30 protein-coding genes are annotated in these 24,830 nt (G+C 66.1%); 20 read left to right on the top strand and 10 right to left on the bottom strand.

Going from position 1 to position 24,830, the window contains the following annotated elements:
- Positions 1-226: 226 nt before the first annotated feature.
- Positions 227-751, top strand: coding sequence for a hypothetical protein (locus tag ET21_RS27935; protein ID WP_156029336.1), 525 nt, complete (start codon positions 227-229; stop codon positions 749-751).
- Between the two features lie 26 nt (positions 752-777).
- On the opposite strand, the gene uvrA is transcribed toward ET21_RS27935, so the two are convergent.
- Positions 778-3,771: an excinuclease ABC subunit UvrA gene (uvrA, locus tag ET21_RS0122915; RefSeq protein WP_030541523.1), complete on the bottom strand. Its 2,994-nt coding sequence runs from the start codon at positions 3,769-3,771 to the stop codon at positions 778-780.
- Between the two features lie 567 nt (positions 3,772-4,338).
- On the opposite strand from uvrA, the gene ET21_RS0122910 reads away from it, so the two are divergent.
- Positions 4,339-4,698 (top strand): UrcA family protein, encoded by a 360-nt coding sequence (locus ET21_RS0122910; protein WP_030541522.1) that lies wholly within the window; start codon positions 4,339-4,341, stop codon positions 4,696-4,698.
- Positions 4,699-4,848: 150 nt separating this feature from the next.
- On the opposite strand, the gene ET21_RS0122905 is transcribed toward ET21_RS0122910, so the two are convergent.
- Positions 4,849-5,595: a LytTR family DNA-binding domain-containing protein gene (locus ET21_RS0122905; RefSeq protein WP_021238440.1), complete on the bottom strand. Its 747-nt coding sequence runs from the start codon at positions 5,593-5,595 to the stop codon at positions 4,849-4,851.
- A complete protein-coding gene (locus ET21_RS0122900; RefSeq protein WP_030541521.1) occupies positions 5,592-6,710 on the bottom strand; it encodes a sensor histidine kinase in 1,119 nt (372 codons plus the stop codon). The genes ET21_RS0122905 and ET21_RS0122900 overlap by 4 nt, the downstream gene beginning before the upstream one ends.
- A 163-nt stretch (positions 6,711-6,873) precedes the next feature.
- Between ET21_RS0122900 and ET21_RS0122890 the strand changes: the two genes are divergently transcribed.
- The 3 genes from ET21_RS0122890 to ET21_RS0122880 all read left to right on the top strand — a co-directional run bounded on the left by ET21_RS0122890 (position 6,874) and on the right by ET21_RS0122880 (position 8,222).
- The gene (locus ET21_RS0122890) at positions 6,874-7,089 is read left to right on the top strand and encodes a hypothetical protein (RefSeq protein WP_021238437.1); all 216 of its coding nucleotides are present in this window, start codon (positions 6,874-6,876) and stop codon (positions 7,087-7,089) included.
- A 97-nt stretch (positions 7,090-7,186) separates the two neighbouring features.
- A complete protein-coding gene (locus tag ET21_RS0122885) occupies positions 7,187-7,438 on the top strand; it encodes a hypothetical protein (protein WP_021238436.1) in 252 nt (83 codons plus the stop codon).
- A gap of 235 nt (positions 7,439-7,673) precedes the next feature.
- Positions 7,674-8,222, top strand: coding sequence for a hypothetical protein (locus ET21_RS0122880; protein WP_030541520.1), 549 nt, complete (start codon positions 7,674-7,676; stop codon positions 8,220-8,222).
- A gap of 39 nt (positions 8,223-8,261) precedes the next feature.
- Here ET21_RS0122880 and ET21_RS0122875 read toward each other — a convergent pair whose 3' ends face one another.
- The 6 genes from ET21_RS0122875 to ET21_RS0122850 all read right to left on the bottom strand — a co-directional run bounded on the left by ET21_RS0122875 (position 8,262) and on the right by ET21_RS0122850 (position 14,622).
- On the bottom strand, positions 8,262-9,128 hold the full coding sequence (locus ET21_RS0122875; protein WP_030541519.1) for a glucose 1-dehydrogenase: 867 nt from the start codon (positions 9,126-9,128) through the stop codon (positions 8,262-8,264).
- A 48-nt stretch (positions 9,129-9,176) separates the two neighbouring features.
- Complete coding sequence (locus tag ET21_RS0122870) at positions 9,177-9,872, bottom strand: tRNA (guanosine(46)-N(7))-methyltransferase TrmB (protein WP_021238433.1); 696 nt, start codon at positions 9,870-9,872, stop codon at positions 9,177-9,179.
- 42 nt (positions 9,873-9,914) lie between these two features.
- Positions 9,915-10,811, bottom strand: coding sequence for a DMT family transporter (locus ET21_RS0122865; RefSeq protein WP_030541518.1), 897 nt, complete (start codon positions 10,809-10,811; stop codon positions 9,915-9,917).
- A gap of 338 nt (positions 10,812-11,149) precedes the next feature.
- A complete protein-coding gene (metK, locus tag ET21_RS0122860) occupies positions 11,150-12,355 on the bottom strand; it encodes a methionine adenosyltransferase (RefSeq protein ID WP_030541517.1) in 1,206 nt (401 codons plus the stop codon).
- Between the two features lie 58 nt (positions 12,356-12,413).
- Complete coding sequence (lnt, locus tag ET21_RS0122855) at positions 12,414-13,976, bottom strand: apolipoprotein N-acyltransferase (RefSeq protein WP_030541516.1); 1,563 nt, start codon at positions 13,974-13,976, stop codon at positions 12,414-12,416.
- A 10-nt stretch (positions 13,977-13,986) separates the two neighbouring features.
- Entirely contained in the window at positions 13,987-14,622 is a 636-nt protein-coding gene (locus ET21_RS0122850; protein WP_030541515.1) for a YqaA family protein, read from the bottom strand.
- Between the two features lie 179 nt (positions 14,623-14,801).
- Here ET21_RS0122850 and ET21_RS0122845 point away from each other — a divergent pair, with 179 nt between their 5' ends.
- The 12 genes from ET21_RS0122845 (at position 14,802) to ET21_RS0122785 (ending at position 23,441) form a co-directional block, all read left to right on the top strand.
- Positions 14,802-15,545, top strand: a complete 744-nt coding sequence (locus tag ET21_RS0122845) for a hypothetical protein (protein ID WP_030541514.1) — start codon at positions 14,802-14,804, stop codon at positions 15,543-15,545.
- Positions 15,546-15,701: 156 nt separating this feature from the next.
- On the top strand, positions 15,702-16,376 hold the full coding sequence (locus tag ET21_RS0122840; RefSeq protein ID WP_193378989.1) for a hypothetical protein: 675 nt from the start codon (positions 15,702-15,704) through the stop codon (positions 16,374-16,376).
- Positions 16,377-16,429: 53 nt separating this feature from the next.
- Positions 16,430-17,764, top strand: a complete 1,335-nt coding sequence (locus tag ET21_RS0122835; protein ID WP_030541512.1) for a DNA-packaging protein — start codon at positions 16,430-16,432, stop codon at positions 17,762-17,764.
- A 59-nt stretch (positions 17,765-17,823) separates the two neighbouring features.
- The gene (locus ET21_RS0122830; protein WP_030541511.1) at positions 17,824-18,162 is read left to right on the top strand and encodes a hypothetical protein; all 339 of its coding nucleotides are present in this window, start codon (positions 17,824-17,826) and stop codon (positions 18,160-18,162) included.
- Between the two features lie 313 nt (positions 18,163-18,475).
- A complete protein-coding gene (locus ET21_RS0122820) occupies positions 18,476-19,603 on the top strand; it encodes a phage portal protein (protein WP_030541509.1) in 1,128 nt (375 codons plus the stop codon).
- 97 nt (positions 19,604-19,700) lie between these two features.
- A complete protein-coding gene (locus ET21_RS0122815) occupies positions 19,701-20,021 on the top strand; it encodes a DUF6127 family protein (protein WP_021237137.1) in 321 nt (106 codons plus the stop codon).
- The gene (locus tag ET21_RS0122810) at positions 20,018-20,428 is read left to right on the top strand and encodes an HK97 family phage prohead protease (protein ID WP_030541508.1); all 411 of its coding nucleotides are present in this window, start codon (positions 20,018-20,020) and stop codon (positions 20,426-20,428) included. The genes ET21_RS0122815 and ET21_RS0122810 overlap by 4 nt, the downstream gene beginning before the upstream one ends.
- 49 nt (positions 20,429-20,477) lie before the next feature.
- Entirely contained in the window at positions 20,478-20,984 is a 507-nt protein-coding gene (locus tag ET21_RS0122805) for a hypothetical protein (protein WP_030541507.1), read from the top strand.
- Positions 20,985-21,084: 100 nt separating this feature from the next.
- Positions 21,085-22,200: a phage major capsid protein gene (locus ET21_RS0122800; protein WP_030541506.1), complete on the top strand. Its 1,116-nt coding sequence runs from the start codon at positions 21,085-21,087 to the stop codon at positions 22,198-22,200.
- A gap of 91 nt (positions 22,201-22,291) precedes the next feature.
- Positions 22,292-22,831, top strand: coding sequence for a hypothetical protein (locus tag ET21_RS0122795; RefSeq protein ID WP_051768312.1), 540 nt, complete (start codon positions 22,292-22,294; stop codon positions 22,829-22,831).
- Complete coding sequence (locus ET21_RS0122790) at positions 22,828-23,034, top strand: hypothetical protein (RefSeq protein ID WP_030541504.1); 207 nt, start codon at positions 22,828-22,830, stop codon at positions 23,032-23,034. Before ET21_RS0122795 ends, ET21_RS0122790 begins: the two co-directional genes overlap by 4 nt.
- Positions 23,031-23,441: a DUF3168 domain-containing protein gene (locus ET21_RS0122785; protein ID WP_021239548.1), complete on the top strand. Its 411-nt coding sequence runs from the start codon at positions 23,031-23,033 to the stop codon at positions 23,439-23,441. The genes ET21_RS0122790 and ET21_RS0122785 overlap by 4 nt, the downstream gene beginning before the upstream one ends.
- Here ET21_RS0122785 and ET21_RS0122780 read toward each other — a convergent pair.
- On the bottom strand, positions 23,427-23,750 hold the full coding sequence (locus ET21_RS0122780) for a hypothetical protein (protein WP_021239547.1): 324 nt from the start codon (positions 23,748-23,750) through the stop codon (positions 23,427-23,429). The genes ET21_RS0122785 and ET21_RS0122780 overlap by 15 nt on opposite strands.
- A gap of 55 nt (positions 23,751-23,805) precedes the next feature.
- Here ET21_RS0122780 and ET21_RS0122775 point away from each other — a divergent pair, with 55 nt between their 5' ends.
- Genes ET21_RS0122775 through ET21_RS0122765 form a run of 3 tightly spaced genes read left to right on the top strand, consistent with a single transcriptional unit; the run spans position 23,806 to position 24,724 of the window.
- A complete protein-coding gene (locus tag ET21_RS0122775; RefSeq protein ID WP_021239546.1) occupies positions 23,806-24,213 on the top strand; it encodes a phage tail tube protein in 408 nt (135 codons plus the stop codon).
- Positions 24,210-24,533 (top strand): gene transfer agent family protein, encoded by a 324-nt coding sequence (locus ET21_RS0122770; RefSeq protein ID WP_021239545.1) that lies wholly within the window; start codon positions 24,210-24,212, stop codon positions 24,531-24,533. Before ET21_RS0122775 ends, ET21_RS0122770 begins: the two co-directional genes overlap by 4 nt.
- Complete coding sequence (locus tag ET21_RS0122765; RefSeq protein ID WP_021239544.1) at positions 24,530-24,724, top strand: phage tail assembly chaperone; 195 nt, start codon at positions 24,530-24,532, stop codon at positions 24,722-24,724. Before ET21_RS0122770 ends, ET21_RS0122765 begins: the two co-directional genes overlap by 4 nt.
- Positions 24,725-24,830: the final 106 nt, after the last annotated feature.

Genomic DNA, 24,830 nt, shown 5'->3' with positions numbered 1-24,830 from the left:
CACACGTTCAACCAGTGAGGAACTGTCCGGGAATTAAGGGGCAACGACACGAAGGGTCCACTTAATCAAATAATGGTAAGAAATTCTGATGGAAATTTGATGGATATTAGTGAGTATTCTCCTATAGTCGCATCCATCCCTAGGTTTGATGTTTTAAGGTATTATTTTGACCGTGAGAATGATGTGTCTGGTGCGCTTTCTCGCATTGTCGATGGGGAGATGAAGCATGGCTTCTAGTGTCCGAATTGAAGTCGAAAGGGCCGCGAAGATTATTTCGGATGCGGGAGGTCTTGTTGTGGGCAGGACCAAATTGCAAAAAATTGCATACCTTTTAGAAGCCATGGGTTTGGGTGAAGGCTTTGACTTCGAGTATAAACACTACGGCCCTTATAGCGAAACCCTAAGCACTGCGCTTCGTTATGGGGATATGCTCGGAACGATACATGAAGAGGTCAAGACTGCTTCTTGGGGGGGGTACTATTCAATTTTTACGTGCAATTGTCAGTCTTCTACACCGCCCGAGAGTGCTCGTAGAAAGGTAGTAGAATTAGGAAACTCTGCTGATCCTGTCGAACTTGAATTAGCGGCAACCGCAGTCTTATTATCTAGCGAAGGTTATCAAGATCCGTGGAAGGAAACTGAACAGAGAAAGCCTGATAAGGCAGCCGACGGTAGAGTTGGGAAGGCAAAAGCTCTTCTGGCTCGTTTTAAAGAGCTGGATGAACAAAAATCTATTCCCGAAAATATTTGAGAAAGGGCGGCTTTAGCCGCCTTTTTTTACTCCGCCGCCACAGCCTCCATTCCCAACAACGGCGCCAAATAACGCCCGGTAAAGCTCCGGGCGTTCTTCGCAACCTTCTCCGGCGTGCCTTCGGCGACGACCTCGCCGCCCTTCACGCCACCCTCTGGCCCCATGTCGATGATCCAGTCGGCGGTCTTGATGACATCCAGATTATGCTCGATCACGACCACGCTGTTGCCCTGTTCGACCAGGGCGTGGAGGACTTCGAGCAGTTTGCGGACGTCTTCGAAGTGGAGGCCGGTGGTGGGCTCGTCCAATATGTAAAGGGTCTGGCCGGTGGCTCTGCGGGAGAGTTCCTTGGCGAGCTTGACGCGCTGGGCTTCGCCGCCGGACAGGGTGGTGGCTTGCTGGCCGACCTTGATATAGCCGAGGCCGACTTCGGCGAGCATCGCCATCTTGTCGCGGATGGGGGGGACGGCCTTGAAGAATTCGACCGCGTCCTCGACCGTCATGTCGAGCACGTCGGCGATGCTGTGGCCCTTGAACTTCACCTCCAGCGTTTCGCGATTGTAGCGCGCGCCGTGGCAGACGTCGCAGGTGACATAGACGTCGGGGAGGAAGTGCATCTCGATCTTGAGCACGCCGTCGCCCTGGCAAGCTTCGCAGCGGCCGCCCTTGACGTTGAAGGAGAATCGGCCGGGCTTGTAGCCGCGCGCCTGCGCTTCGGGGAGGCCGGCGAACCAGTCGCGGATGTTGGTGAAGGCTCCCGTATAGGTCGCGGGGTTGGAGCGCGGGGTGCGGCCGATGGGCGACTGGTCGATGTCGATCACCTTGTCGCAATGTTCAAGGCCGGTGACCTTGTCATGCGGGCCTGCGACGATGCGGGCGCCGTTGAGGGCGCGGGCGGAGGCGGCGTAGAGGGTGTCGATGGTGAAGCTGGACTTGCCGCTGCCTGAAACGCCGGTGATGCAGGTGAATGTGCCGAGCGGGATGCTGGCCGTCACGTTGCGCAGATTGTTGGCGCGGGCGTTGTGGACGGTGAGCTTCTTGCCATTGCCCTTGCGGCGCTTGGGCGGGACTTCGATGCGGCGGGTGCCGTTGAGGTAATCCGCGGTCAGGCTGTCGCGGTGGGCGAGCAGTTCGTTGAGGGTGCCCTGCGCGACGATGGTGCCGCCGTGGACGCCTGCGCCCGGACCCATGTCGACGATATAGTCGGCGGTGCGGATCGCGTCCTCGTCATGCTCCACGACGATGACGGTGTTGCCGAGGTCGCGCAGCCGCTTGAGGGTGATAAGCAGGCGGTCATTGTCGCGCTGGTGCAGGCCGATGCTGGGTTCGTCGAGGACGTAGAGGACGCCCGACAGGCCGCTGCCGATCTGGGAGGCGAGGCGGATGCGCTGGGACTCGCCGCCCGACAGGGTGCCGCTGGTGCGGTCGAGGTTCAGATAGTCGAGGCCGACATTGTTGAGGAAGCCGAGGCGCTCGACGATTTCCTTGAGGATGGCCTTGGCGATCTGGTTCTGCTGGTCGTTGAGGCGCGCGGGGAGGGTGGAGAAGAAGCCGAGCGCGTCCACCACGGAGCGGCGGGTGGACATGGAAATGTCCTCACCCGCGATCTTGACGGCGAGCGCTTCGGGTTTGAGGCGGGCGCCGTGGCAGGTCTCGCACGGCATGGCGGTCTGGTATTTGCTGAGTTCCTCGCGCATCCAGGCGGAGTCGGTCTGGAGGAGGCGGCGGTTGAGGTTGCCGATGACGCCTTCGAAGGGTTTCTTGACCTCGTAGCTCTTCTTGCCGTCCTGAAAGCGGAGGGTGACGGGCTTGCCTGCGGTGCCGTGGAGGATGATGATTTTGACTTCGGCGGGCAGGTCGATCCACGGGGTGTCGAGGGTGAAGCCGAACTCCTTCGCAAGGGAGCCGAGGACCTGCATGTAGTAGGGGCTGGGCGGGTTGGACTTGGCCCAGGGGACGATGGCGCCCTTCTTGAGCGTCAGATGTTCGTTGGGGACGACGAGTTCGGGGTCGAACTCCTGCCGCTCGCCGAGACCATCGCAGGCGGGGCAGGCGCCCTGGGGGGCGTTGAAGGAGAAGAGGCGGGGCTCGATTTCGGGAATTGTGAAGCCAGAGACGGGGCAGGCGAATTTTTCGGAGAAGACGATGCGGTTGTCGGGGATGCCTGCGTTTTTCATGCCCTTGCTGGGCTTTTCACTACCTCCGTTCGTGTCGAGCGAAGTCGAGACACCTGCGCGCGGCTTCTCGACTTCGCTCGAAGCGAACGGGGGTTGGGTGCTAAGCGCCTGAACAACGGTGGTGTCCGCCAAATCCACATAAGCGAGGCCATCGGCGAGTTTCAGCGCCTGTTCGAAGCTGTCGGCGAGGCGGGTGGCCATGTCGGCATTTACCGCCAGGCGATCGACGACGACTTCGATGTCATGCTTGTACTTCTTGTCGAGGGCGGGGGCGTCTTCGATCGCGTACATCTCGCCATCGATGCGGACGCGGGTGAAGCCTGCCTTCTGCCATTCCGCCAATTCCTTGCGGTACTCGCCCTTGCGGCCGCGGACGACGGGGGCGAGGAGGTAGAAGCGGGTGCCCTCCGGCAGTTGCATCACGCGATCGACCATCTGGCTGACGGTCTGGGCGCTGATCGGCTCTCCGGTCGCGGGGGAGTAGGGGATGCCGACGCGCGCCCAGAGGAGGCGCATATAGTCGTAAATCTCCGTAACGGTGGCGACGGTGGAGCGCGGGTTGCGGCTGGTCGTCTTCTGCTCGATCGAGATGGCGGGGGAGAGGCCGTCAATATGCTCGACATCCGGCTTCTGCATCATCTCAAGGAACTGGCGGGCATAGGCGGAGAGGGACTCCACATAGCGGCGCTGCCCTTCGGCATAGATGGTGTCGAAGGCGAGGGAGGACTTGCCCGAACCGGAGAGGCCCGTGATGACGATCAGGCTGTCGCGGGGCAGGTCGACGTCCACGCCCTTGAGGTTATGTTCGCGCGCGCCGCGCACGGAAATCGTGGTGAGACTCATGGGGCGTGTTGTTCCAGATTTGTTCCCGATGGGCAAGGCTGTCGCGCGGATATGGGCGCGGCGCGGGAAAGCCGCAAGCGGCGCGCGAATGTCGTTCGTAGGCGAATGCCGGCCGTTCGTCGTGGAGCCATGCCGCCCGGCGCGGCAGGGTGGCGGGTCATCGAATGGAGGAAGGCTTTTCCCACGCTTCCTTTATGATGATGCGAACAGATATCGATGAGATCCCGGATAGCCCGACAGCATCCCGGATACGCCCCCGGCCTTCCCTTGCGCCGGGGGCGTTTTCTTTTGGCGCAAGCCGCGCGCTTCCTTGTTTTACGTTACGGAAACAAGGCATTTTCCGGCCCCGATGAATGTCATTGGTCCGCCCCGGTCAGCCGTTGGTCGAGCCGGGCGTCGTTGGACGACCAGCATCGGCTTCCGTCGAAGGGCGAGCGCGCGATGGCCGGGACAGGCGTAGGAGGCGTCATGTGAAGGCAGCCAGCGCCGATGCGCGAACCGTCCTTCCCGCGACGGTCCGCCTGCCAGGGTCATGCCGTCACCACAATGATTTTGAGGAGACATGCCATGATGACCGCCAAGATGTCGATGAAGATGCTCGCCAGCCTGGGCGCGGCCGCCCTAGCCGCCAGCGCGGGGATGGCCAGCGCCCGCGGCTTTGAATCGAACGGCCATACGACCGAAGTGCGCTATCATGATCTGGACCTGTCGACGCCGTCCGGCCAGCGCGCGCTGAACGCCCGGATCAAGCGCGCGGCCGTGAAGGTGTGCCCGGCCGATACCATCGCTGCATCGAAGCAGTGCCAGAAGCTGGCCGTCGCCAATCTGCGCGCGCCGATCGACGCCGCCATCGCCAAGGCGCAGTCGCGGAGCGAGGAGCGCTTTGCGGAACTGGGGAAGGAACAGGCGGCGCCTGCCGGGAAGTGAGATAGCGGGCATCGCTGTCAGACGGATTTGTTCGTCCCGGCCCTCTCGCCCGTTCGGGCTGGGCTGGTCGAGGTTTCAAGCTGTGTTGGAGGCGACGGCACTTCGCTCCGCTCAGTGGAAGGCTTCGACAGGCTCAGCCCGAACGCTATTTCAGGATCGCCCCGTCATCGCGCGGGCGTTGGCGAGATAGGTGCGGCCGATGCGGATTTCCGCGCCATCGGTGAGGCAGGCGAACCAGACGCCGCTGCCGTCGTGGCGCAGGCGGGCGATATATTCGCGGCGGACGATGTGCGAGCGGTGCAGGCGCACGAAGCGCTGCGGATCGAGGCGGCTTTCGAGCGAGCTGATGGTCTGGTGAAGCAGATAGCTGTTCCGCCCGACATGCAGCCGCATATAGTCGCGCTCCGCCTCTATGCGGTCGATCTGGCTGGTGCCGATGCGGATGAGTTCGGAACGGTGGGGGACCCAGAATTCCTCCGCCCATTCGGATTCCGGCCCGGCGGTGGTGGCGGGCGAGGGGGCTTCGCGATTGCGCAGCGCCAATTCGACCCGGTCGATCGCGCGCGTCAGCCGCTCATGCGCGACGGGCTTGAGCAGATAGTCGACCGCCGCAAGGTCGAAGGCCTCCACCGCGAAGCCTTCGAACGCGGTCACGAAGATGACGGCCGGGCGGATGCCCATGCGGCTGGCCGCCCGCGCCACGCCCAGCCCGTCGAGCAAGGGCATGGCGATGTCCAGCATCACAAGGTCAGGCTGAAGCCCTTCGATAAGGCGCAGCGCCGCCTCCCCGTCGCTGGCGGTTCCGGCCAGGGTGATGCGCGGTTCGCGGGCGCACAGCATTTGCAGGCGCTCCACCGCCAGCGGCTCATCATCGACGATCAGGGTGCGGATGGTCATGACTGGCCTCTGCGGATCATGGGCAGGCGGAGATGAACCATGAAGCCGCCGCCATCGCGGCGGCCATAGCGGATCTGGCCCTGATCGCCGAAGCGGGCGGACAGGCGGTCGCGGACATTGGCGAGGCCGATGCCGCTGCCCCCGTCATCGGCGCTGGGCGGCTTGTCGCCATCGTCCGCCACGGTGAGGAGGAGCATGCCCGATTCCTCCCGCGCGGCGATCGTCACGGTGACGGGGCTGGAGGTGCGGGACACGCCATATTTGATCGCATTTTCGACCAGCGGCTGGAGAATGAGGCCGGGCACGCAGGCGTTCAGCAGCGCTTCGGGAATGTCGATGCGGGCGATCAGCCGATCGGGAAAGCGGACGGATTCGATGTCGAGATAGAGTTTTTGCAGCCTGACTTCTTCCTCCAGCGAGACATCTTCCAGCGGGTCGCCGGTCAGGCTGGTGCGGTAGAAGTTGGAGAGGGAGAGGATCATCTGTTCCGCTTCGTCCCGCCGGTCCTTCATCACCAGGGAGGAGAGGGAGTTCAGCGTGTTGAAGAGGAAATGGGGGTTCACCTGATAACGCAGCGAGCGCAGTTCCGCCTGCTGGGCCGCGCGTTCCAGGCGGGAGGCCCGCCGTTCCACCCGATGCGCTTCGCTGGCGTAGGACAAAGCGAGGTACAGGCCCGCCCATGCCGCCAGGAAGAAATAGCGGCTGATCGCATCCTCGACGATCTGCTTGAGCGCGAAGTCCTGCTCATGCGCATATTTCCGGTATTCGGAATCGGGAAAGAGCGATGCCGGATCGTAGATGTTAAAGACGTAGAAATTGGCCGCCGCCGTGGCGAGCGCGAAGGGCGCGGCCAGCGAGAAGGCGGCGACGATGCGGATGGCGAGCCTTTTCCGGTCGAAGCCGCGCAGGCAGAGATAGAGGACCCAGGTGACGACGATGCCGATCACCGTCACCACGGCGCGGCGCGCGGCCATCGCGCCCTGCGCTTCGAAACCCATCACCGATGCGCGCAGCGTGACCAGCACCGCGTAGAAGAACCAGAAGCCCAGAATGGAATAGAGCGCGATCGTGGCCGGAACACCGCCGCGATCGCCGTCTTCGGCATGGCTGATCATCATCCCCTGTTAGGCCAATGCGCGCCGCCTGTCGTCCCCCGTGGCCGATGCTGGTCGAAGGCACGCCGCCGTTGGTCGATGACCGCCACGGAACCGGGGATCGGCGCTGGCCGTTTTATGCCGGCAAGCGCGGGTAAATAGTTCCTGCGCCAGGAGAGCGAACATGACGGACAAGACCGGTATCAGGCCGAACAGCCGGGAAGAAGCGGGCGACGCGCGGCCGACCGACGCGCAGGACCATGCCGTGACGCGCGAAGAGAAGCTGGACGAGGGATTGAAGGATTCGATGGACGCGTCCGATCCGCCAGCCGCCACGACGCCGGGCGATGACGGTCATCCGGTGCCTTCGTCCGGCTTCCACGAAGATGATGAGGATTGATGGACGGCCGCATCAATGGTGATATGATCATGAAGAGGTCGAACCGGCGGGTTGATGACCGGCGGTTCGCCTCCCCAGGAGAGAGGAACCCTGATCCATGCCGACGTCCGCCACTCCCGCAATCGAACGCATCGCCCGCGTGCTGGCAGGCCGTCAGTTGAGCCTGAACGGCGATGGCGACGATCCGCATGCGGCGAGCGCGGTGGACGCGAGCTGGCACGAGCATGTGGACGACGCCTATGCCATCCTGCACACGCTGCGCGAACCCGACGCCGACATGGCGCAGGCCGGGGACGTGGCCGTGTGGCGCAAGATGATCGGCGCCGTGCTGGAACGGCGGGCCGAGTGACCGGGCGCAGCAGGCGCGATCCTCCCTTCTTCATGCAATTGCCGCCTGCGCCCGTCCGGGCGCGGGCCGGGGATCGCCGCATATCAAACCATTTGGCGCATTCACAAATTTTTCATGTTGCACCGCACAAGGAAACATGATTCCTTGTCGGTGTCGGCAGGATCCGCGCTTAAGCATATAGTAACCATGATGGGCGCATCTTCTGTCGATCGACTTGAAGTCGGAGGGCAAGAGCATGGGCACCAATGCAAGACCAGCTGACGGGGCAATCACCCTGGCGGAGTTGCGTGAATTCGCCAGTTTCCCGTCTGCCACACAGCGCTACATCCGCCGTTCGCTGGATATCGGCCTTCACCGCCGCGACGCCATGAAGCTATGGTCGCGCGACATGGTGGAGGAAGCGAGCATCCGCGCGCAGGCCCGCATCTACGGGCGGCTGGACGAGATCAAGACGCGGGTGCCCGACGACAGCGGCCTCGACCATATGGAGCCGTTCATGGCCCCGCTGGTGACGGTGTCCGCTTTCGACCTGGGTCAGGACCGGCTGGGCAGCTTTTCCGCCTATCGTTTCCTGTACGAACGGCTGCTGGGGGCGGGGGCCCGGCCGTGGCTGCCCGGAGCCTTCTGCGCGGCGGCGAGCCTGCCGCACCTTCACCCGGAAAAGCGCCGGGCTTTGCTCCAGACGATCAGCGAGGCGGCGGCGACGGCGATCGGCTGGTCGAACCGGGAGCCGACCTTCTACCCGGAATGGGTGGAGAAGGTGGATATGAGCAAGGCGAATTGATCTTCATCCTCCCCACGCCGGGCATGGGGAGGATTTTTCTCAGCCATTCACGATCGTGCCGCCATTGGGGTGGAGCACTTGCCCGGACATATAGCTTGAATCCTCGCAGGCCAGGAACAGGAAGGCGGGGGCGACTTCATTGGGCTGGCCGGGGCGCCCCATGGGGGTCGATTCGCCGAAATGCTCCAGCTTTTCCGGGCTCGCGCCGCCAGACGGGTTGAGCGGCGTCCAGATCGGACCGGGAGCGACCGCGTTGACGCGGATGCCGTCCTTCACCAGATTTTCCGACAGGCTGCGGGTAAAGGCGGTGATCGCGCCCTTGGTGCTGGAGTAATCGAGCAGTTCCGACGAGCCCTGATACATGGTGACGCTGGTGCAGTTGACGATCGCCGCGCCTTTTTTCAGATGCGGGCGGGCGGCCTGCGTGAGGAAGAACATGCCGAAGATGTTCGTCTGGAAAGTGCGGCGCAGCTGTTCCTCGCTGATGTCGGTAATGTCCTGATCTGGGTGCTGCTCGCCCGCGTTGTTGACGAGGATGTCGAGGCGGCCGAAGCGGTCGATGACTTGCCTGACGGCGTCGTCGCAGAAGCTTTTCTCGCCAATGTCTCCGGCGATGGTGAGGGCCTGCTGGCCTTCGGCTTCGACGATCTGCGCGGTCTTCTTGGCGTCGTCATGTTCGCACAGGTAGAGGATCGCGACATCGGCGCCTTCGCGGGCGTAGAGCGCGGCGACGGCGCGGCCGATGCCGCTGTCCGCGCCGGTGACGAGCGCCACCTTGCCTTCCAGCCGCCCGGAGCCGGGATAGCGCGGCTCCCATTCCGGCTTGGGCTCCAGCCTGCTTTCGTGACCGGGCAGGCCGTCTTCGTGGATCATCTCTTCATGATTGTCGGACTGATTTTCGGACATGGGGGCAATCTCCTTCGCCCCCATCCAACGTGTCACGCCGCGCGCGGTTCAGCGCCGCCGGTAGCGGAAATACCACACTTCGTGGCCGAGGCGGCGGGCCTTGGCTTCGTAGCGGGTTTCGGGCCAGCCGCCCGGGCGGGTGAGGAAGTCCCCGGGCTCGCTCGCCAGCCAGTCGAAATCGGGATGGCCGTTCATCACCATCAGCGCCCAGCGCAGATAGACGGGATGATCGGTGCCGAAGCGGAACTCGCCGCCGGGCTTGAGCTTGCGCGCGATCATCGCCACCGGGCCGGGGTTCATCATGCGCCGCTTGGCATGGCGGGCCTTGGGCCAGGGGTCGGGGTGGAGGAGATAGACGAAGCTCAGCGCGCCGTCCGGGATGCGGCTGAGCACCGACAGCGCGTCGCCCATGTGGAGGCGGACGTTGCCCAGCGCCTTGTCGCGGACATGGCCGAGCGCGGTGACGACGCCGTTCAGGAAGGGCTCCGCGCCGATGAAGCCATGGTCGGGCAGAAGGTCGGCGCGGTAGGCGAGATGCTCTCCGCCGCCGAAGCCGATTTCGAAGTGCAGCGGGCGGTCGTAGCCGAAGAGGCGGGCGGCGCTGACTTCCCCTTCTTCCGGGACCGACAGGGCCGGGAGGAGGGTGTCGACCAGTTCCTGCTGGCCCGCGCGCAGCTTGTGCCCCGACTGGCGGCCGTAAAGACGGTTGAGGGTCGTCGGATCGCCGGATTTATGCGCTGTCATGGCTCGCGCCGATAGCGGCGGCGGGGCGTGCGGGCAAGCGGGCTATTCGGCCGCGCGGGCGTTGCGGGCGGCGACGGCGATGCCGAGCAGGATGAGCGCCATGCCCGCGAAATGATAGCCGTGCAGCGTTTCGCCGAGCAGCAGCGCGGCAAGGAAGGCGCCGAGCAGCGGCTGGAGGCTGATCGCCTGGCCCGCCTGCGCCGCGCCGGCCTGCGCCACGGCATGATTGTAGAGGAAATAGGCGATGATCGACGGGAAGATCGCGACATAGGCGATGCCCGCCGCAGCGCCGGGCGTCCAGCGGACGGGGTGGTCCGCCCATTCGCTTGCCGCCAGCGGGGCCATCATGACGACGCCGGTCGCGAAGCTGAGCCAGAGGAAGGTGGGGGCGGTGAGCGGCGGGCGCTTGCGCAGGAGGGACGTGTAGACGGACCAGCAGATGACGCCCAGCAGGATGAGCGCGTCGCCCGTGCCGAAATGAAGCGCCGCAAGGGCGTGGATGTCCGCGCGGAAGATGATGAGCAGCGCGCCGAGCGCGGCGGCGAGGACGCCGATGATCTGGCTGGGCAGCGCGCGGGTGCGGAAGAAGAGATAGTTGCATCCCAGCACCAGCGCCGGGATCGCCGCCTGAATGAGCATGGCGTTGGTCGCGCTGCTGGTGCGCAGGCCCGAATAGAGGAGAGCGTTGAAGCAGCCCACGCCGAATATGCTGAGCAGGAGGAGCATGGGCCAGTGGCGGCGGACGAGGGGCCATTCAGCGGCGATCCCGCGCGCGGCAAAGGGGAGGAGCAGAAGCGCGGCCCCGCTCCAGCGCAGGAAGGCGAGGGTGAAGGGCGGAACGTCCGCCCGCACCGCGCGCGCGACCAGCGCATTGCCCGCCCAGAGCAGCATGACGAGCAGGAGCATCAGATGAATGCGGACGCGGGGAGAAGCAGTCATGGCTGCGGCACCTGCCCGGCTTTTGGCGGCGGGTCAAACCGGACCGACGGGGCCGGAGGGATGGAAAGGCGCGGCAACTAAGGCTTGCCCGCATCCGGTATCGCGCGGGCTGGCTTATGATGCCTTATGCTGACAGCGCCACCTAATCCCTCCGTTCGCCCTGAACCTGTCGAAGGGCGAAGGAATGGGCTTCGACAAGCTCAGCCCGAACGGGGGTGGAGGGGATGCCAGGGCGGAAGCTTGGGCGAGTTGGCTTGCGCTTCTGAGGCATGGCGCCGTCTCCACCGCCGGGAGCGCTCCTGTGTTCGCAGGAGCGCGGCGGCTAGGCTTAGCCGGTCCTAAAGAGCGGCCTTGAGCTTTTCCACCAGGTCAGTCTTTTCCCAGGGGAAGAAGTCGCCTTCCGCCTTGCGGCCGAAATGGCCATAGGCGGCGGTGGGGCGGTAGATGGGCTTGTTGAGGCCCAGATGGGTGCGGATGCCGCGCGGGGTGAGGCCGCCCAGTTCCTTGATCGACTTGATCGCGTCCTCGATCTTCGCGTCGTTCAGGCTGCCGGTGCCGTGGGTGTCGACATAGAGCGAGAGCGGTTCGGACACGCCGATCGCATAAGCGAGCTGGATCGTGCAGCGGCGGGCGAGCCCGGCCGCGACGATATTCTTCGCGAGATAGCGAGTGATGTAGGCGGCTGAGCGATCGACCTTGGTCGGGTCCTTGCCGGAGAAAGCGCCGCCGCCATGGGGGGATGCGCCGCCATAGGTGTCGACGATGATCTTGCGGCCGGTGAGGCCCGCATCACCGTCCGGGCCGCCGATTTCGAAGCTGCCGGTGGGGTTGATGTGATAGACGGTTTCGGCGGAGAGCAGTTCGGCCGGAAGGACTTCGGCGACGACGCCCTTCACATAGTCCTTGAGTTCCGCTTCCTTGTCGCCTTCGTCATAGCCCTTGCCATGCTGGGTCGAGACGACGATCGCGGTCGCGGCGACGGGCTTGCCATTTTCGAAACGCAGCGTGACCTGGCTCTTGGCGTCGGGTTCAAGGAAGGGGGCGCGGCCGGAGTGGCGGTCATGCGCCATCTTCGCCAGGATCTTGTGGCTGTAGTCCAGCGTGGCGGGCATGAGGTCGGGGGTTTCGTCGCAGGCGAAACCGAACATGATGCCCTGGTCGCCAGCGCCTTCATCTTTGTTGCCGCTGGCGTCGACGCCCTGGGCGATGTGCGCGGACTGGGCGTGAAGGTTGTTTTCGAAGCGCAACGTTTCCCAGTGGAAGCCGTCCTGCTCATAGCCGATGCGCTTCACGGTCTCGCGCACGGTGCGCTCAATCTCTTCCTGCGCGCCGGGGGCCCATTGCCCATCTTCATAGACGCCCTTGCAGCGGATTTCGCCCGCCAGCACGACAAGCTGCGTGGTGGTCAGCGTTTCGCAGGCGATGCGGGCTTCGGGGTCCTTGGACAGGAACAGATCGACGATGGCGTCGGAAATCTGGTCCGCGACCTTGTCGGGATGGCCTTCGGAGACGGATTCCGAGGTGAAGAGATAGTTGCTGCGCATGGGACTCCCGTTAGCAGGCTGGCTGGATAAGCGACATAAAGAAAAGTTTATGTGGCTATTAGCTTCTCACCCTGCCGATGGCAATGGCCAGTCCGGCGAGCAGCGCCATGAAGGCGAAAGCGGCCCAATTTCCCAGGCGGGCAAAGAGGGTAGGCCCCAGGGCGGGCGGGAGGCCGGTGTCGAGGAAACCGGCGCGGTGCAGGCCGAGCGCGTGCAGCACATGGCCCCGCGCGTCGATCACGGCGGAAACGCCGGTCGGAGTCGAGCGGATGATCGGGATGCCTTCCTCCAGCGCGCGGAGGCGGGCCTGCGCCAGATGCTGGACCGGACCCCAGCTTCCGAACCAGGCGTCGTTCGACGGGTTGAAGAGAAAGGCCGGGCGGTTCTTCGCGTCGATCACCTGGCCCGAAAAGATGATCTCATAGCAGATCTGGACGCCCATCTTGAGTTCCGGCCGCCCCAGCGTGGCGGGCAGCGTCAGGCTTTGCGGGCCGGGGCCGGGCCAGAAATCAGCGTCGCCGGGCACGAGGCGCGACAGGCCGATGGGCTGGAGCAGCGCGCGCATGGGGAGATATTCGCCATAGGGGACGAGATGCGCCTTGTCATAACGGCCAAGAAGCTGGGCGCGGGGCGAGACGATCCACAGGCTGTTGTTCGCGCCCGCCAGCGCGCTGGTGACGATGCCGTTTTCTTCGACCTGCTTGAAATAGACCTTGGTGCCGCCGGTCATCAGCAGGTCGCCGGGGCCGAGCAGCGCGGCGAGGTGCGCGCGCCATTGCGGTTCCATGTCGAGATAGGCGGGGATCGCGGCTTCGGGCCAGAAGATGAGGCGGGGGGCGGGGCGCGGATCGCCCGACAGGCGGGCAAGGGTGCGGAAATGGGCCTGCTCAAGTTCGGGCGAATATTTTTCGTCCTGCCCTATGTTGGGCTGGACCACGCGGATGCGGGGCGCACCGGCGGGGGTGGCGGGCGCGGAGGTGAGCAGGCCCCAGAGGGCGCAGGCGAGGAGGGGGGCGGCAAGCGCGGCGGCCGGGACGAAACGGCGCCGCGTTGCGAGGAGAATGGCTCCGGCGGCGAGGATGGCGAGCGCGCTCACGCCATAGGTGCCGACCAGCGTCGCGGCGATGGCGATGCCGGTGGGAAGGAGGGTGACGCCGAGCGGGTTCCACGCGAAGCCGGTGAAGATGACGGCGCGGAGATATTCGGATGCGAGCCAGCAGGCGGCGAAGAGAAGGATGAGAGTGAGCGAGCCGCGTTCCCGCCTTCGCAGGAGCGCATGATTGTGCAGCCACCACGATCCCAAAGCCGCCAGACCCGGATAGACGGCGAGATAGAGGGACAGCAGGACGACCGCGCCATAGCCGAACCAGTGGGGCATCGCGTCCTGAAAGGTGAAGGCGTGGGCGATCCAGTTGAGGCCCAGGGTGAAATGGCCAAGGCCGAACAGCCAGCCGCGGGTGAAGGCGGCGCGGCGGCTGGGCGCGTTTTCGATGAGCCAGAGGAGGAGCGCGAAGCAGGCGAGGGTGACCGGCCAGAGCTTCAAGGGTTCAAAGCCGGTGGCGGCGGCGAAACCGGCAAGCAGGGCGGCCAGTTTCGGGAAACGGTTGAGCAAGTCCTTCATCGGGCGCGGATCAGCGCAAGGTCGCCATGGTGGCGTTGCTGCACTTGTCGCTTTCATGCCCGCCGCCCGACAGCATGGACGCAGCGACGAAGCCGCCGACGAGGAGGATCAGGAAGGCGGTGGAGAGCAGGCCCAGATATTTTTCGATGAACGCCTTGATCGGCCGCCCGAACTTCCAGAACAGGAATCCGACCAGCATGAACTGGAAGGCGCGCGACAGGATGCTGGCCCAGATGAAGGTGAACAGCGACAGGCCGATGAACCCGGCGGTGATCGTGATCAGCTTGAAGGGGATGGGCGTCGCGCCCTTCACCAGGATGATTTCAGCGCCATAGTCGCGCAGATAGCAGGCGGCGACCGGGAATTTGGCGGCGAGGCCAAGGGCGTCGAGGATCTGCTGGCCGACCGTTTCGTAAACGAAATAGCCGATCGCATAGCCGAGCAGGCCGCCCAGCACCGACGCCAGCGTGCAGATGATGCCGAAGCGGATCGCGCGTTCCGGCCGGGCCAGGCACATGAGGCCGAGCAGCGGGTGCGGCGGGATGGGGAAAAAGCTGGATTCCATGAAGGAAACAAGGAACAGCCAGCGTTCGGCATGGGCGTGGGCGGCTTTCGCCAGCGTCCATTGATAAAGCCTGGTAAGCATCGCGGCGGGCCTAGCCGAGATCGTTTCGCACCGCCAGAGCTTTTGCCGGGACTTGAGACGACTCGCTGGCGGCCGGGCGAGGGGCGTGCCAATAGGAGCTTGCGGATGCCGGTGGACTTTGGGGAGCCGATGGCAGAGCGGTGCGGCCTGTTCCGGCTAAGGTTTTCAAGGGCGTTGATTTGAGAAGGACGGCGATTTCCTGGCGGGATGCGCGCGATCGCGGCGGCGGATTGCTGTTCGCGCTGCTGTTCAACGCCCTGTTGCTGCTGGCCCTGCTGACGCTGGCGCCCAGGCCCGATCAACGGCAGGAGGATCTGCGGCCGCTGACCACCTTTGACGTGGCGGCGGGGAATCGGGCGGAGACAGCGGAGAAGACCGAGCGCAGGCGGGAGGAAAAGCAGCAGGCACCGGAGGCGGCGGCTCCACGCGAGCGGCCGGTCGAGGTGGAGCGCAGGCCTGAGGTCGAGACGCCGCTGCCCTTCCTGGTGCTGGACGGCGCGCAGATGGCGGCCGCGGATATCGGGCGCATGCCCAGAGGCGGCGGTGACCGGGGCGCGGCGGGGCAAGGGGATCAGGCCGCCGTCGCTGGCCCAGGCGAAGGGCCGGGCGGGGTGCAGCTGTTCGAAGCGGAATGGTACAGGCGGCCCACTCATGCGGAACTGTCGACCTATGTTCCGGGCAACGCGCCCGCCAAGGGATGGGGACTGGTGGCGTGCAAGACCGTTGAAAACTACCGCGTCGAAAATTGCCAGATGCTGGGCGAATCGCCGCAGGGATCCGGCTTTGCGCGGGCGGTGCGGCTGGCGGCGTGGCAGTTTCTGGTGCGGCCGCCGCGCGTCAACGGCAAGCCGATGGTCGGTAGCTGGGTGCGCATCCGCATCGACTATAGCCAGTCCGCCGGGCCAGCCGGGGGAGACGGGTGACGGAAGTAATATAACCTATTTGGAACATTTATCTTGACATCGTCACGCTCATATGGCACATGAGCGGATATTGGGAAAATGTGAGTCGCCAAGGCGGCGCTGAGGGCTGGTCCGGGTGGACCGGCCCTTTTGCGTTGCGCGGAGGAGGAGGTCAGCGTGCAGGAGAAGGGCGAAGGCGGCGTGCGCCGCTTCAGCGGGCGGGCGAGCGCGGGCAAGGGCAGGGAGATGAAGGTGCAGCGGGGGCAGCTTTGCGGCGGCGGGGCGGGCGCGCAGATGCGGGCGGTGCGCAAGGACGGATGGACGGACAAGCGGCGCAAGACCTTCCTGGAAACGCTGGCGGCGACCTGCAATGTCAGCGAGGCGGCGCGGGTGGCGGGGCGGAACCTGTCGGGCGCCTATCAGCTCAAGCGGCGCGATCCGGGATTTGCGCGGGAATGGGAGCAGGCGCTGAGCATCGGCTATGCGGAACTGGAGGCGCTGATGCTGCGGCAGGCGCTGTTCGGCAGCGAGCAGGAAGAGGTGGTGCTGGACGCCGAGGGGACGGTGAAAAGCCGCAAGGTGAAGCGCGGCCATCCGCATATGGTGGCGATGCGGCTGCTGGCGGCCTATGCGCGCAGGGTCGCGGAGACGCGCGCCGCCCATGAGACGGACAGGCCCGATGGCGAGGATGCGGTGGCGCGGCTGCGCGCGGCGCTGGAGGAGGTGCGGCGGCGCAGCGGCATGGCGGATGGGGCGGCCCTTGCCCGCACCGGCCCGGTTCGAGACCGGCGCTGCCTGCCGGACGCGTCAGCATCGGCGGCGGGGGCGGGCGGCCATATAGATCAACTTTGAAGTGAATCACTTCCATCCGTTGCCGCATCGTGGCGGGCGGGAAAGGCGGAGCTATGGGTGGGACTTCGGATTTCGAACGGCTGGCCTTGCTGTCCTCGGAAACGCGGGAGCGGATACTGGCCGGGCTGGACGATGCGGCGGCGCAGGCGCTGGCGCATGACTGGAGCTGGACCGCGCGGCCGGAGCAGCTTGCGCCGGAGGGGGCGTGGCGGATCTGGCTGATGATGGCGGGGCGCGGCTTTGGCAAGACGCGCGCGGGGGCCGAATGGGTGCGCGCCATAGCGGAAGGCGACGGCGGCGCGCGGATCGCGCTGGTCGGGGCGACGCTGGGCGAGGCGCGGTCGGTGATGGTGGAGGGGCCTTCGGGATTGCTGGCGATCGCGCCCTGGTGGAACCGGCCTGCCTTTTCGCCAGCGCTGCGGCGGCTGATCTGGCCCAATGGCGCGATGGCGATCCTGTTCGGCGCGGCCGACCCGGAAACGCTGCGCGGTCCGCAGTTCAGCCATGGCTGGGCGGACGAGATCGCCAAATGGGCAGGCGGGGAAGCGGCGTGGGACAATCTGATGATGGGGATGCGGCTGGGCCGCGCGCCGCGCGTGCTGGCGACGACGACTCCGCGCCCGGTGCCGCTGGTCCGCAGGCTGGTGGCGCTGGATGGGGCGGACGTGGCCGTGACGCGGGGGCGGACGGCGGACAATGGCGCGAACCTGGCCGAAGGCTTCATCGCGGCGATGGAGCGCAGCTATGGCGACACGCGGCTGGGGCGGCAGGAACTGGAAGGCGAGCTGATCGTGGATGTCGAAGGCGCGCTGTGGAACCGCGCCTTGCTGGAGCGGTGCCGGGCGCGGCATGTGCCTGCCGGAGAGGATGGCGCGGGTCCGCTGGCGCGCGTGGTGGTGGCGGTCGACCCGCCCGCTTCGGCGACGGGCGACGCTTGCGGGATCGTGGTTGCCGGGCTGGGGCAGGACGGGCGCGCCTATGTGATCGCTGACGCGAGCGTGGAGAAGGCGACGCCGGAAGGCTGGGCCCGCGCGGTGGCGGCGGCTGCGGTAGCGCATGGGGCCGACCGCGTGGTGGCGGAGGCCAATAATGGCGGGGCGATGGTGGAAAGCGTGCTGCGCGCGGCGGAGGCGGCGCTGCCGGTGCGGCTGGTCCATGCCAGCCGGGGCAAGGCGGCGCGGGCGGAACCCGTGGCGGCGCTGTATGAAGCGGGGCGCGTGCTGCATCTGGGCGCCTTCTGGCAATTGGAAGACCAGATGTGCGGGCTGGTGGCAGGGGGCGGCTATGTGGGTCCGGGGCGGTCGCCCGACCGCGCGGACGCGCTGGTGTGGGCGCTGACCGAACTGATGCTGGGACGGCGCGGGGATGCGCGCGTGCGCAGCGTGTGAGGAACCCCGGCGCAGGGGCGGCGTATTAGCGCAAGTCAATTTCGGAAGGAGTATCGGTCATGAAGCTGGCCAAAATCATGATGATAGCCGCTGGCGTAACGGTCGCCGCCTCGCCGGTCATGGCAGCGTCGCTGAGCAGCAAGGAGCGCGCGCGGGTGGCGAGGGCCGCGCCGCGCGACCGCGACGATGTGCGCTATTGCCTGTTGCAGGCGAAGAAGGGCCGGGATCGCGGGACGGTGATCGGCGCTGCGGGCGGCGCTGGCGTGGGCGCTCTGGCGGGCGGAAATCTGGGCGAGTCCCTGCTGGCGGGTGCGGCGGGCGCCGTGGCCGGGCGGGTGATCGGGAAGAGCGAGGGTACAAATTCGACCTGTGACCGGATTTTGGCGCGTAATCCGTAAGGAGGAAGGGTCAGTCTTCTCTTGAGAGGGAAGGCCCTTCGACAGGCTCAGGGGTGGGCTTCGACAGGCTCAGCCCGAACGGATATGGGTGGCTCAGCCCCAACGGGTGCGGGGTGGTTCAGCCGGAACGGCCGTGGTTGATCCAGCCCGAACGGCTGTGGGGTGGTTCAGCCCTGACGGGCATGGGCGATCCAGCCCAGACCATGTTCAGCCCGATCGGGCTTATTATGTAAAGCCGGGCGGTTGAACGCCGCTGGTTTCTTGATCCTCTCCCCTTCCGAACGGGAGGGGATTTTTTGTGCGGGGTGCTTTCATGAAGTTTTTCGGGACGAAGGCGGCGCGGGCTTCCGCGCGGCCGGTGCTGGCGCGCGCCTGGGGTTCGGGCGCGGTGGCGCTGGGGGAATGGCCAGCCTCCTATGAGGCGCAGCTACGGTCGGGCGTGATCGGCAATCCCGTGGCGCAGCGCGCGTTGCGGCTGGTGTCGGAAGGGGCGGGCGCGACCGCGCTGACGGCAAGCGGGGTCGAGCTGGAGGAGGGCGCGCGGGCGCTTTCGCTGGTGACGCGCTGTTCAAGCGGACAGGCGCTGGTGGAGGTGCTGGCGAGCCATTTGCTGCTGCACGGCAATGGCTATGTCCAGATATTGGCGGGCGCGGACGGCAGGCCCGCCGAACTTTACGCGCTGCGGCCAGAACGGGTGAGCGTGGAGGCGGACGCGCGCGGATGGCCCGCCGCCTATCTCTATCGCGTGGGCGACAGTGTGACGCGCCTGCTGCCGGAAGACGCGGCGGGGCGGACGAGCATCATCCACTTGAAGGCGCTCAATCCGCTGGACGATCATTATGGGCTGGGCTGCGCGGGCGCGGCGGCCGGGGCGGTCGCCATCCACAATGCGGCGACGGTGTGGAACAAGGCGCTGTTGGACAATGCGGCGCGGCCGTCGGGCGCGATGGTCTATGATCCGGGCGACGGGTCGGTGATGAGCCCGGAGCAGTTCGAGCGGGTGAAGCGCGAGATGGAGGTGGCCTTTTCCGGCGCGGCCAATGCGGGACGGCCGATGCTGCTGGAAGGCGGGCTGGATTGGAAGGCGATGAGCCTGACCCCTGCGGAGATGGATTTCGTGGGGCTGAAAGCGGCGGCCGCGCGGGAGATCGCGCTGGCGTTCGGCGTGCCGCCGATGCTGATGGGCCTGCCGGGCGACAATAGCTATGCCAATTATCGCGAAGCGAACAAGGCGCTGTGGCGGCAGACGATCCTGCCGCTGCTGAACAAGATTTGCGGGGGACTGGCGCAGGGGCTGGGTAGCTGGTGGCCGGGGTTGAGTTTGACGCCCGATCTGGATGCCGTGCCCGCGCTGTCGGAGGAGCGGACGGCCTTATGGGACCGGGTGGCCGGGGCGGATTTCCTGTCGGCGGAAGAGAAGAAGGCGATGTTGGGGATGTGAGGTTCGCGCAGAGGCGCAGAGGGCGCGGAGGGTTTTTGGGGCTGCCTTTGGCGGCCTTTTTTGTCTCTGCGCCGCGTGAATGAGTGGAGTGGGGCCGATGAAATATGATGGCGAGATGCTGGCGCGGCTGGTGGCGCAGGCCGAAGGCGTGCCGGGGCAGATGGACATGGTGATGGTCCGCGCCCTGATCGAGGAGGCGAGCGAGCTTGGCGCGGGGCGGGCGCTGGAGCGGCTGGGGCTGGCGGATCGGGGAGCGGAAGGGGATGTGCGGGAATTGCGCGAACTGCTGTCCGCCTGGCGCGACGCGAAGAAGGCGGCGCGGGGCGCTGTCGTGGGATGGGCGGTGCGGATCGTGATGGCGCTGGTGCTGCTGGGCGTGGCGGTGAAGGCGGGGCTGCTGGGGATGATCCGGGCATGAGCGGAGGGGCGCCCGATGTTGATTTGCGCTTTGCCGGATATGCGGCGGTGTTCGACCGGGTGGACCGGGGCGGGGATGTGGTGCGGGCGGGCGCTTTTGCGGGCGTTGCTGCTGGCGTGCCGCTGCTGTGGCAGCATCGGCCGGGCGAGGCGATCGGCACGGTCGAGCGGATCGAGGAGGATGCGCGCGGGCTGCGGGTGATCGGGCGGGTGTCGGGGCGCACCGCCGCCGGGCGGGAAGCGGCGCAGGCGTTGCGCGACAGGGCGGTGGACGGGCTGTCCTTTGGCTATCGCGTGCGGGAGGCGCGCGGGGCGGCCCCGCGCGAATTGCTGGCGCTGGAAGTGGTGGAGGTGAGCGTGGTGACGCATCCGATGCAGCCGCTGGCGCGGGTGATTGCGGTGGAGTGATGCCTTAACTTCCTGGCTTTACTCCTGCCCGGCGAATGGAGGCGTGATCATGAGTGGCGGCAAGCGTGTACTTAAATATGGCTGTTTAACTTTTTTTGTTTCGCTGCTTGTCCTTCCGCTGGGTTTCTGTGGCTATCTAAGCTGGCGAGGTCCGCGTGGGGCATTGCCGAAGGAAATAGAATGGTCTGACGTTCTGGCGTTCGGTTCAACCTTCGACTTACGCGAGGGATGTTCGTTCGGAGCTTACCGGATTTCCGACAAAGCGCGGTACTCGTTTTTGTGGGGAGGCAAGTTGCCCGCTGAATGGCGGCAGACCCCCATCACCATTCGGGATGGCCAGTATGCGGACCTCGGGCCGGATGGAAGCGAGATCACGCTTTACGCGCTTCACGCGACGGATTGCGCGTCGGCGAAGGCAAGGCGTTATCGCCTCGTGGAGGCTTACGAACATGCGCTCAGCGAGCCTGGTAGCTGGGTTAAGATCATCAATCATGGAGAAGCGATGGTCGTAGTGTCCCCGCAGCTAGGATTGGCTTGGTTCCTCAACTTTGGCTGAGGGTTAGATCAAGACCGTATCTGCCCTTCTTTTGAAGATGGCGACGATTTTTGATTTTTCGGGCGGTCCGGTTGGGCCGCCTTTTTTGTGGGAGTGACGGATGACGGATCAGTTGGAAGCGAGCTTTGAAGCGGTGGCGCAGGGGGAGCGGATCGAGGCGATGGAGGGGGAGATCGCGGCGCTGAAAGGGGCGTTGCTGGCGCAGCAGCGTCCGGCGCTGGACGGGGTGAAGGGTGGCGCCGTTGATCCGCATCGGGCGGCCTTCGTCGACCGCTATCTGCGCCAGGGCATGGAAGCGGGCGTTGAGCTCAAGAGCTTTTCGGGGGCGAGCAATGCGGCGGGCGGCTATGCGGTGCCGCGCGAGATCGACCAGATCATCGACGGCACGTTGAAGGCCATCTCGCCGATCCGTTCGATCGCCAATGTGGTGCGCACGGGAACCGCCGGTTACCGCAAGCTGGTGACGTCGGGCGGCATCGTGTCGGGCTGGGCGAGCGAGACGGGTGCGCGGGCGGAGACGGCGACGCCTAGCTTCAACGAGATCGTCCCGCCATCGGGCGAGCTGTACGCCAATCCGGCGGCGAGCCAGGCGATGCTGGACGATGTGCAGTTCGACGTGGAAGCATGGCTGGCAGGCGAGATCGCCCGCGAGTTCGCGGCGGCCGAGGGCGCGGCGTTCGTCAACGGCAATGGCACGAACAAGCCCAAGGGCTTCCTGACCTATGCCGCGACCAACGAGGCGGACGGGGTGCGCGCGTTCGGATCGCTGCAATATGTGGCGTCGGGCGCGGCGGCGGGCTTTGCGGCGGTGAGCCCGCAGGACAAGCTGATCGACCTGGTGCAGAGCCTGCGCGCGCCCTATCGCCAGGGGGCGTGCTTCGTGATGAACTCCGCGACGCTGAGCGCCATCCGCAAGATGAAGACGAGCGATGGCGTGTTCATCTGGCAGCCGTCGCTGGCCGCTGGACAGCCTGCGACGCTGCTGGGCTATCCGGTGGTGGAAGCCGAGGACATGCCCGATATCGCGGCGGGCAGCCTGTCGATCGCCTTCGGCAACTTCAGGGCGGGCTATGTGATCTCGGAGCGCAGCGAGACCAGCATCCTGCGCGACCCGTTCAGCAACAAGCCGTTCGTGCACTTCTATGCCGTGAAGCGCATCGGCGGCGCGGTCGCCAATTCCGAGGCGATCAAGCTGATGAAATTCGCCGCTTCCTGAGGCCGTCAGGTGCGACTTGCCCGGCGAAGCTGTTGCCGGGCGCTTTTGGGGGCGTCTTTGCGGACGCCCCCTTTTTTCCTCTGGAGGGGCGATGGTGCTGGTGCGGGAAGAGGCGGGGGCGCCGGGCGCGCCCCTCGCCGAATTGAAGGAATATCTGCGGATCACGGGGGAGCGCGAGGATCGGTTGCTGCACGCGCTGCTGCTGGGCGCGACGGGGCTGTGCGAGCAGTTCACCGGCCAGTGGCTGATGATCGGCGGCGCGCGCGAGACGGTGCGGGCGGACGGAAGCTGGCAGCGGCTGGCGGCGCGGCCGGTGGTCGCGGTGCTGGGGGTCGAGGCGGTGGGGCCGGATGGCGCTGGCGAGGCGCTGCCGGTGGATCGCTATGCGGTGGACATCGACGCGGCGGGCGATGGATGGGTGCGGGCCGCGCCGCTGGCCGGACGGCGGGTGCTGGCGGTGCGTTACCGCGCCGGGCTGGCAGCGGAGCCGGAGGGTCTGCCCGATCCGATCAGGCAGGGGATCGTGCGGCTGGCGGCCGAGCATTTCGCGGCGCGGGGCGGCGACGTGCCTTCTCCGCCCGCCGTGGTGAGCGCGCTGTGGCGGCCGTGGCGGCGGATGCGGCTGGCATGAGCGGGGCATCGCTGCGGCGGCTGGCGCGGCTGGCGGAGGAGCGGGCGGCGCGGCGGCGCGAGGAGGTGGCGCGGGCGGCGGCCGATGCTGGCGTCGAAGAGACGGCGATCGAGGGCGAGACGGTGCGGTTGAGCGGGCCTGCGCTCATGCGCCGCTGGATGAACAGCCTTGGCTTGCGCGAGGCGGGGAGGGGACGGGGATGAGCGCGGAAGTGAGGGTGCGGGCGGCGGTGATCGACGCCCTGAGAGCGGATGCCGGGCTGATGGACGTGCTGAACGGCCTGTATGACGGGCAGCCGGGGCGCGCTGCCCCGCCCTATGCGGTGATGGGGGAGTGCATCGCCAGCGATTGGGGCGCGAAGGGGGTGGACGGGCGCGAGGTGCGGCTGACCGTCAGCCTGTTCGACGCCGGGGACAGGACGGATCGGATCGCGGGGATGCTGGCGCGGGTCGAGGCTGTCATGCAGGCGCTGGATATGGCGGGTGAAGAATGGCGGGTGGCCGGCGCGCGGCTGATCCGGTCGCGATTGATGCGGACGGGCGCGCGGGATGGCGATGGCTGGCGCGCCATTGCCGACTACCGGGTGCGGGTGGCGTCAGCCGCCGTTTGAATAGTCTTCGAACTCGCTGGTGATCTTGTCGACATATTCGGCGACCTGATCGTCCGCATCGGACTGCGCGTCCTTGTCGGACATGCCGCTGGCCTTATCATCGGCGACGACGGCGGCGCGGAAGGCCGCTTCCTTGTCGCCGCACTTTGCCTTCAGCGCTGACTGGAAGGATCCAAGCGTCATCTTCTGGTCGAGCGCGGGCTGAATCTGGGCGGACAGGCATTGCGAGAACGCCTTGCGGCCAGCGCCCACGGCGTCGCCCGATTGGGGTGCCGCCAGCAGCATGATGAGGGGAAGTGCGCCAAGCATTCGAACCTCTCTCAATCGCGAATCTTACACGGTTTATCTTACAGGAGAATGCTCCATGGGCGTAGAAAAAGGAAGCGCATTTCTATTGAAGGTGGGCGATGGCGGCAGCCCGCCCGCTTATGCGACGGTGGCGGGGATGCGCACCACGCAGCTATCGGTGAATGGCGAGGCGGTGAACGTCACCAGCAAGGATTCCGGCGGGTGGCGCGAATTGCTGTCCGGCGCGGGGGTGCGGTCGGTCAGCGTGTCGGCGGCGGGAATCTTCACCGGATCGGCGGCCGAGGTGCGCATCCGCAACCATGCGCTGTCCGGCACCATCGAACATTATGAACTGAGCTTCGAAAGCGGCGAGCGGATGCGCGGCCGCTTTCTGGTGACGCGCCTCGACTATGCCGGGGATTATAATGGCGAGCGCAACTATGCGCTGAGCCTGGAAAGCTCCGGCCCGGTGGTGTCGGAATGAGCGGCCCCAATCCTGTGCCCAATGGCGCGAGGGGCGAGGCCGCGCTGGAACTGGCGGGCGAGACGGTGAGGCTGCGGCCGAGCTTTGCCGCGCTGGTGGCGGCGGAAGAGGAACTGGGGCCGCTGTTCGAACTGGTGGACAGGGCCGCGGACGGCAGGCTGTCGCTGTCCGACATGGCGGCGCTGTTCTGGCACTGCCTCGCCGACCCGCCGCAAGGGCTGACGCGCGAAAGGCTGGGCGAGGCGATCGTCGAGATGGGGCTGGCGAAGCTGTCGCCGGTGCTGCGCGGGATACTCAGGCAGATTTTGGGGGGACGATGAGCTTCTTCAAAACAGCGGCGCGGCTGGCGGGCGTCGCGGGATGGCTGCTGGGCTGGCGGCCGGACGAGTTCTGGCGCTCCACGCCGGTGGAGCTGGAGGCGGTGCTGCGCGCGGCGCGGGGGGAGGATGAGGCCGAGGCCGCGATGGATGCGGGGGAACTGGAGCGGTTGAAGGCGATGATGCCGGATTGACCCCTGCTTGTTCCGGGGGTGGCGGGCATGTTCCCGGCTTCGCTCGAAACGAACGGAGGCAGGGTTGGGGAGGGGCAGGCTTCCCCGACCCCTCCCTGACGGGGAG

Source organism: Sphingobium sp. DC-2 (assembly GCF_000722555.1).
Classification (GTDB): domain Bacteria; phylum Pseudomonadota; class Alphaproteobacteria; order Sphingomonadales; family Sphingomonadaceae; genus Sphingobium; species Sphingobium quisquiliarum.
This window is presented reverse-complemented; position numbering and strand designations above follow the sequence as displayed.

Bases quoted from the DNA above. Each gene is read 5' to 3' on its own strand.
- ET21_RS27935 (WP_156029336.1), top strand. From the start codon at position 227: ATGGCTTCTAGTGTCCGAATTGAAGTCGAAAGGGCCGCGAAGATTATT.
- uvrA (WP_030541523.1), bottom strand. From the start codon at position 3,771: ATGAGTCTCACCACGATTTCCGTGCGCGGCGCGCGCGAACATAACCTC.
- ET21_RS0122910 (WP_030541522.1), top strand. From the start codon at position 4,339: ATGATGACCGCCAAGATGTCGATGAAGATGCTCGCCAGCCTGGGCGCG.
- ET21_RS0122905 (WP_021238440.1), bottom strand. From the start codon at position 5,595: ATGACCATCCGCACCCTGATCGTCGATGATGAGCCGCTGGCGGTGGAG.
- ET21_RS0122900 (WP_030541521.1), bottom strand. From the start codon at position 6,710: ATGATCAGCCATGCCGAAGACGGCGATCGCGGCGGTGTTCCGGCCACG.
- ET21_RS0122890 (WP_021238437.1), top strand. From the start codon at position 6,874: ATGACGGACAAGACCGGTATCAGGCCGAACAGCCGGGAAGAAGCGGGC.
- ET21_RS0122885 (WP_021238436.1), top strand. From the start codon at position 7,187: ATGCCGACGTCCGCCACTCCCGCAATCGAACGCATCGCCCGCGTGCTG.
- ET21_RS0122880 (WP_030541520.1), top strand. From the start codon at position 7,674: ATGGGCACCAATGCAAGACCAGCTGACGGGGCAATCACCCTGGCGGAG.
- ET21_RS0122875 (WP_030541519.1), bottom strand. From the start codon at position 9,128: ATGTCCGAAAATCAGTCCGACAATCATGAAGAGATGATCCACGAAGAC.
- ET21_RS0122870 (WP_021238433.1), bottom strand. From the start codon at position 9,872: ATGACAGCGCATAAATCCGGCGATCCGACGACCCTCAACCGTCTTTAC.
- ET21_RS0122865 (WP_030541518.1), bottom strand. From the start codon at position 10,811: ATGACTGCTTCTCCCCGCGTCCGCATTCATCTGATGCTCCTGCTCGTC.
- metK (WP_030541517.1), bottom strand. From the start codon at position 12,355: ATGCGCAGCAACTATCTCTTCACCTCGGAATCCGTCTCCGAAGGCCAT.
- lnt (WP_030541516.1), bottom strand. From the start codon at position 13,976: ATGAAGGACTTGCTCAACCGTTTCCCGAAACTGGCCGCCCTGCTTGCC.
- ET21_RS0122850 (WP_030541515.1), bottom strand. From the start codon at position 14,622: ATGCTTACCAGGCTTTATCAATGGACGCTGGCGAAAGCCGCCCACGCC.
- ET21_RS0122835 (WP_030541512.1), top strand. From the start codon at position 16,430: ATGGGTGGGACTTCGGATTTCGAACGGCTGGCCTTGCTGTCCTCGGAA.
- ET21_RS0122830 (WP_030541511.1), top strand. From the start codon at position 17,824: ATGAAGCTGGCCAAAATCATGATGATAGCCGCTGGCGTAACGGTCGCC.
- ET21_RS0122820 (WP_030541509.1), top strand. From the start codon at position 18,476: ATGAAGTTTTTCGGGACGAAGGCGGCGCGGGCTTCCGCGCGGCCGGTG.
- ET21_RS0122815 (WP_021237137.1), top strand. From the start codon at position 19,701: ATGAAATATGATGGCGAGATGCTGGCGCGGCTGGTGGCGCAGGCCGAA.
- ET21_RS0122810 (WP_030541508.1), top strand. From the start codon at position 20,018: ATGAGCGGAGGGGCGCCCGATGTTGATTTGCGCTTTGCCGGATATGCG.
- ET21_RS0122805 (WP_030541507.1), top strand. From the start codon at position 20,478: ATGAGTGGCGGCAAGCGTGTACTTAAATATGGCTGTTTAACTTTTTTT.
- ET21_RS0122800 (WP_030541506.1), top strand. From the start codon at position 21,085: ATGACGGATCAGTTGGAAGCGAGCTTTGAAGCGGTGGCGCAGGGGGAG.
- ET21_RS0122795 (WP_051768312.1), top strand. From the start codon at position 22,292: ATGGTGCTGGTGCGGGAAGAGGCGGGGGCGCCGGGCGCGCCCCTCGCC.
- ET21_RS0122790 (WP_030541504.1), top strand. From the start codon at position 22,828: ATGAGCGGGGCATCGCTGCGGCGGCTGGCGCGGCTGGCGGAGGAGCGG.
- ET21_RS0122785 (WP_021239548.1), top strand. From the start codon at position 23,031: ATGAGCGCGGAAGTGAGGGTGCGGGCGGCGGTGATCGACGCCCTGAGA.
- ET21_RS0122780 (WP_021239547.1), bottom strand. From the start codon at position 23,750: ATGCTTGGCGCACTTCCCCTCATCATGCTGCTGGCGGCACCCCAATCG.
- ET21_RS0122775 (WP_021239546.1), top strand. From the start codon at position 23,806: ATGGGCGTAGAAAAAGGAAGCGCATTTCTATTGAAGGTGGGCGATGGC.
- ET21_RS0122770 (WP_021239545.1), top strand. From the start codon at position 24,210: ATGAGCGGCCCCAATCCTGTGCCCAATGGCGCGAGGGGCGAGGCCGCG.
- ET21_RS0122765 (WP_021239544.1), top strand. From the start codon at position 24,530: ATGAGCTTCTTCAAAACAGCGGCGCGGCTGGCGGGCGTCGCGGGATGG.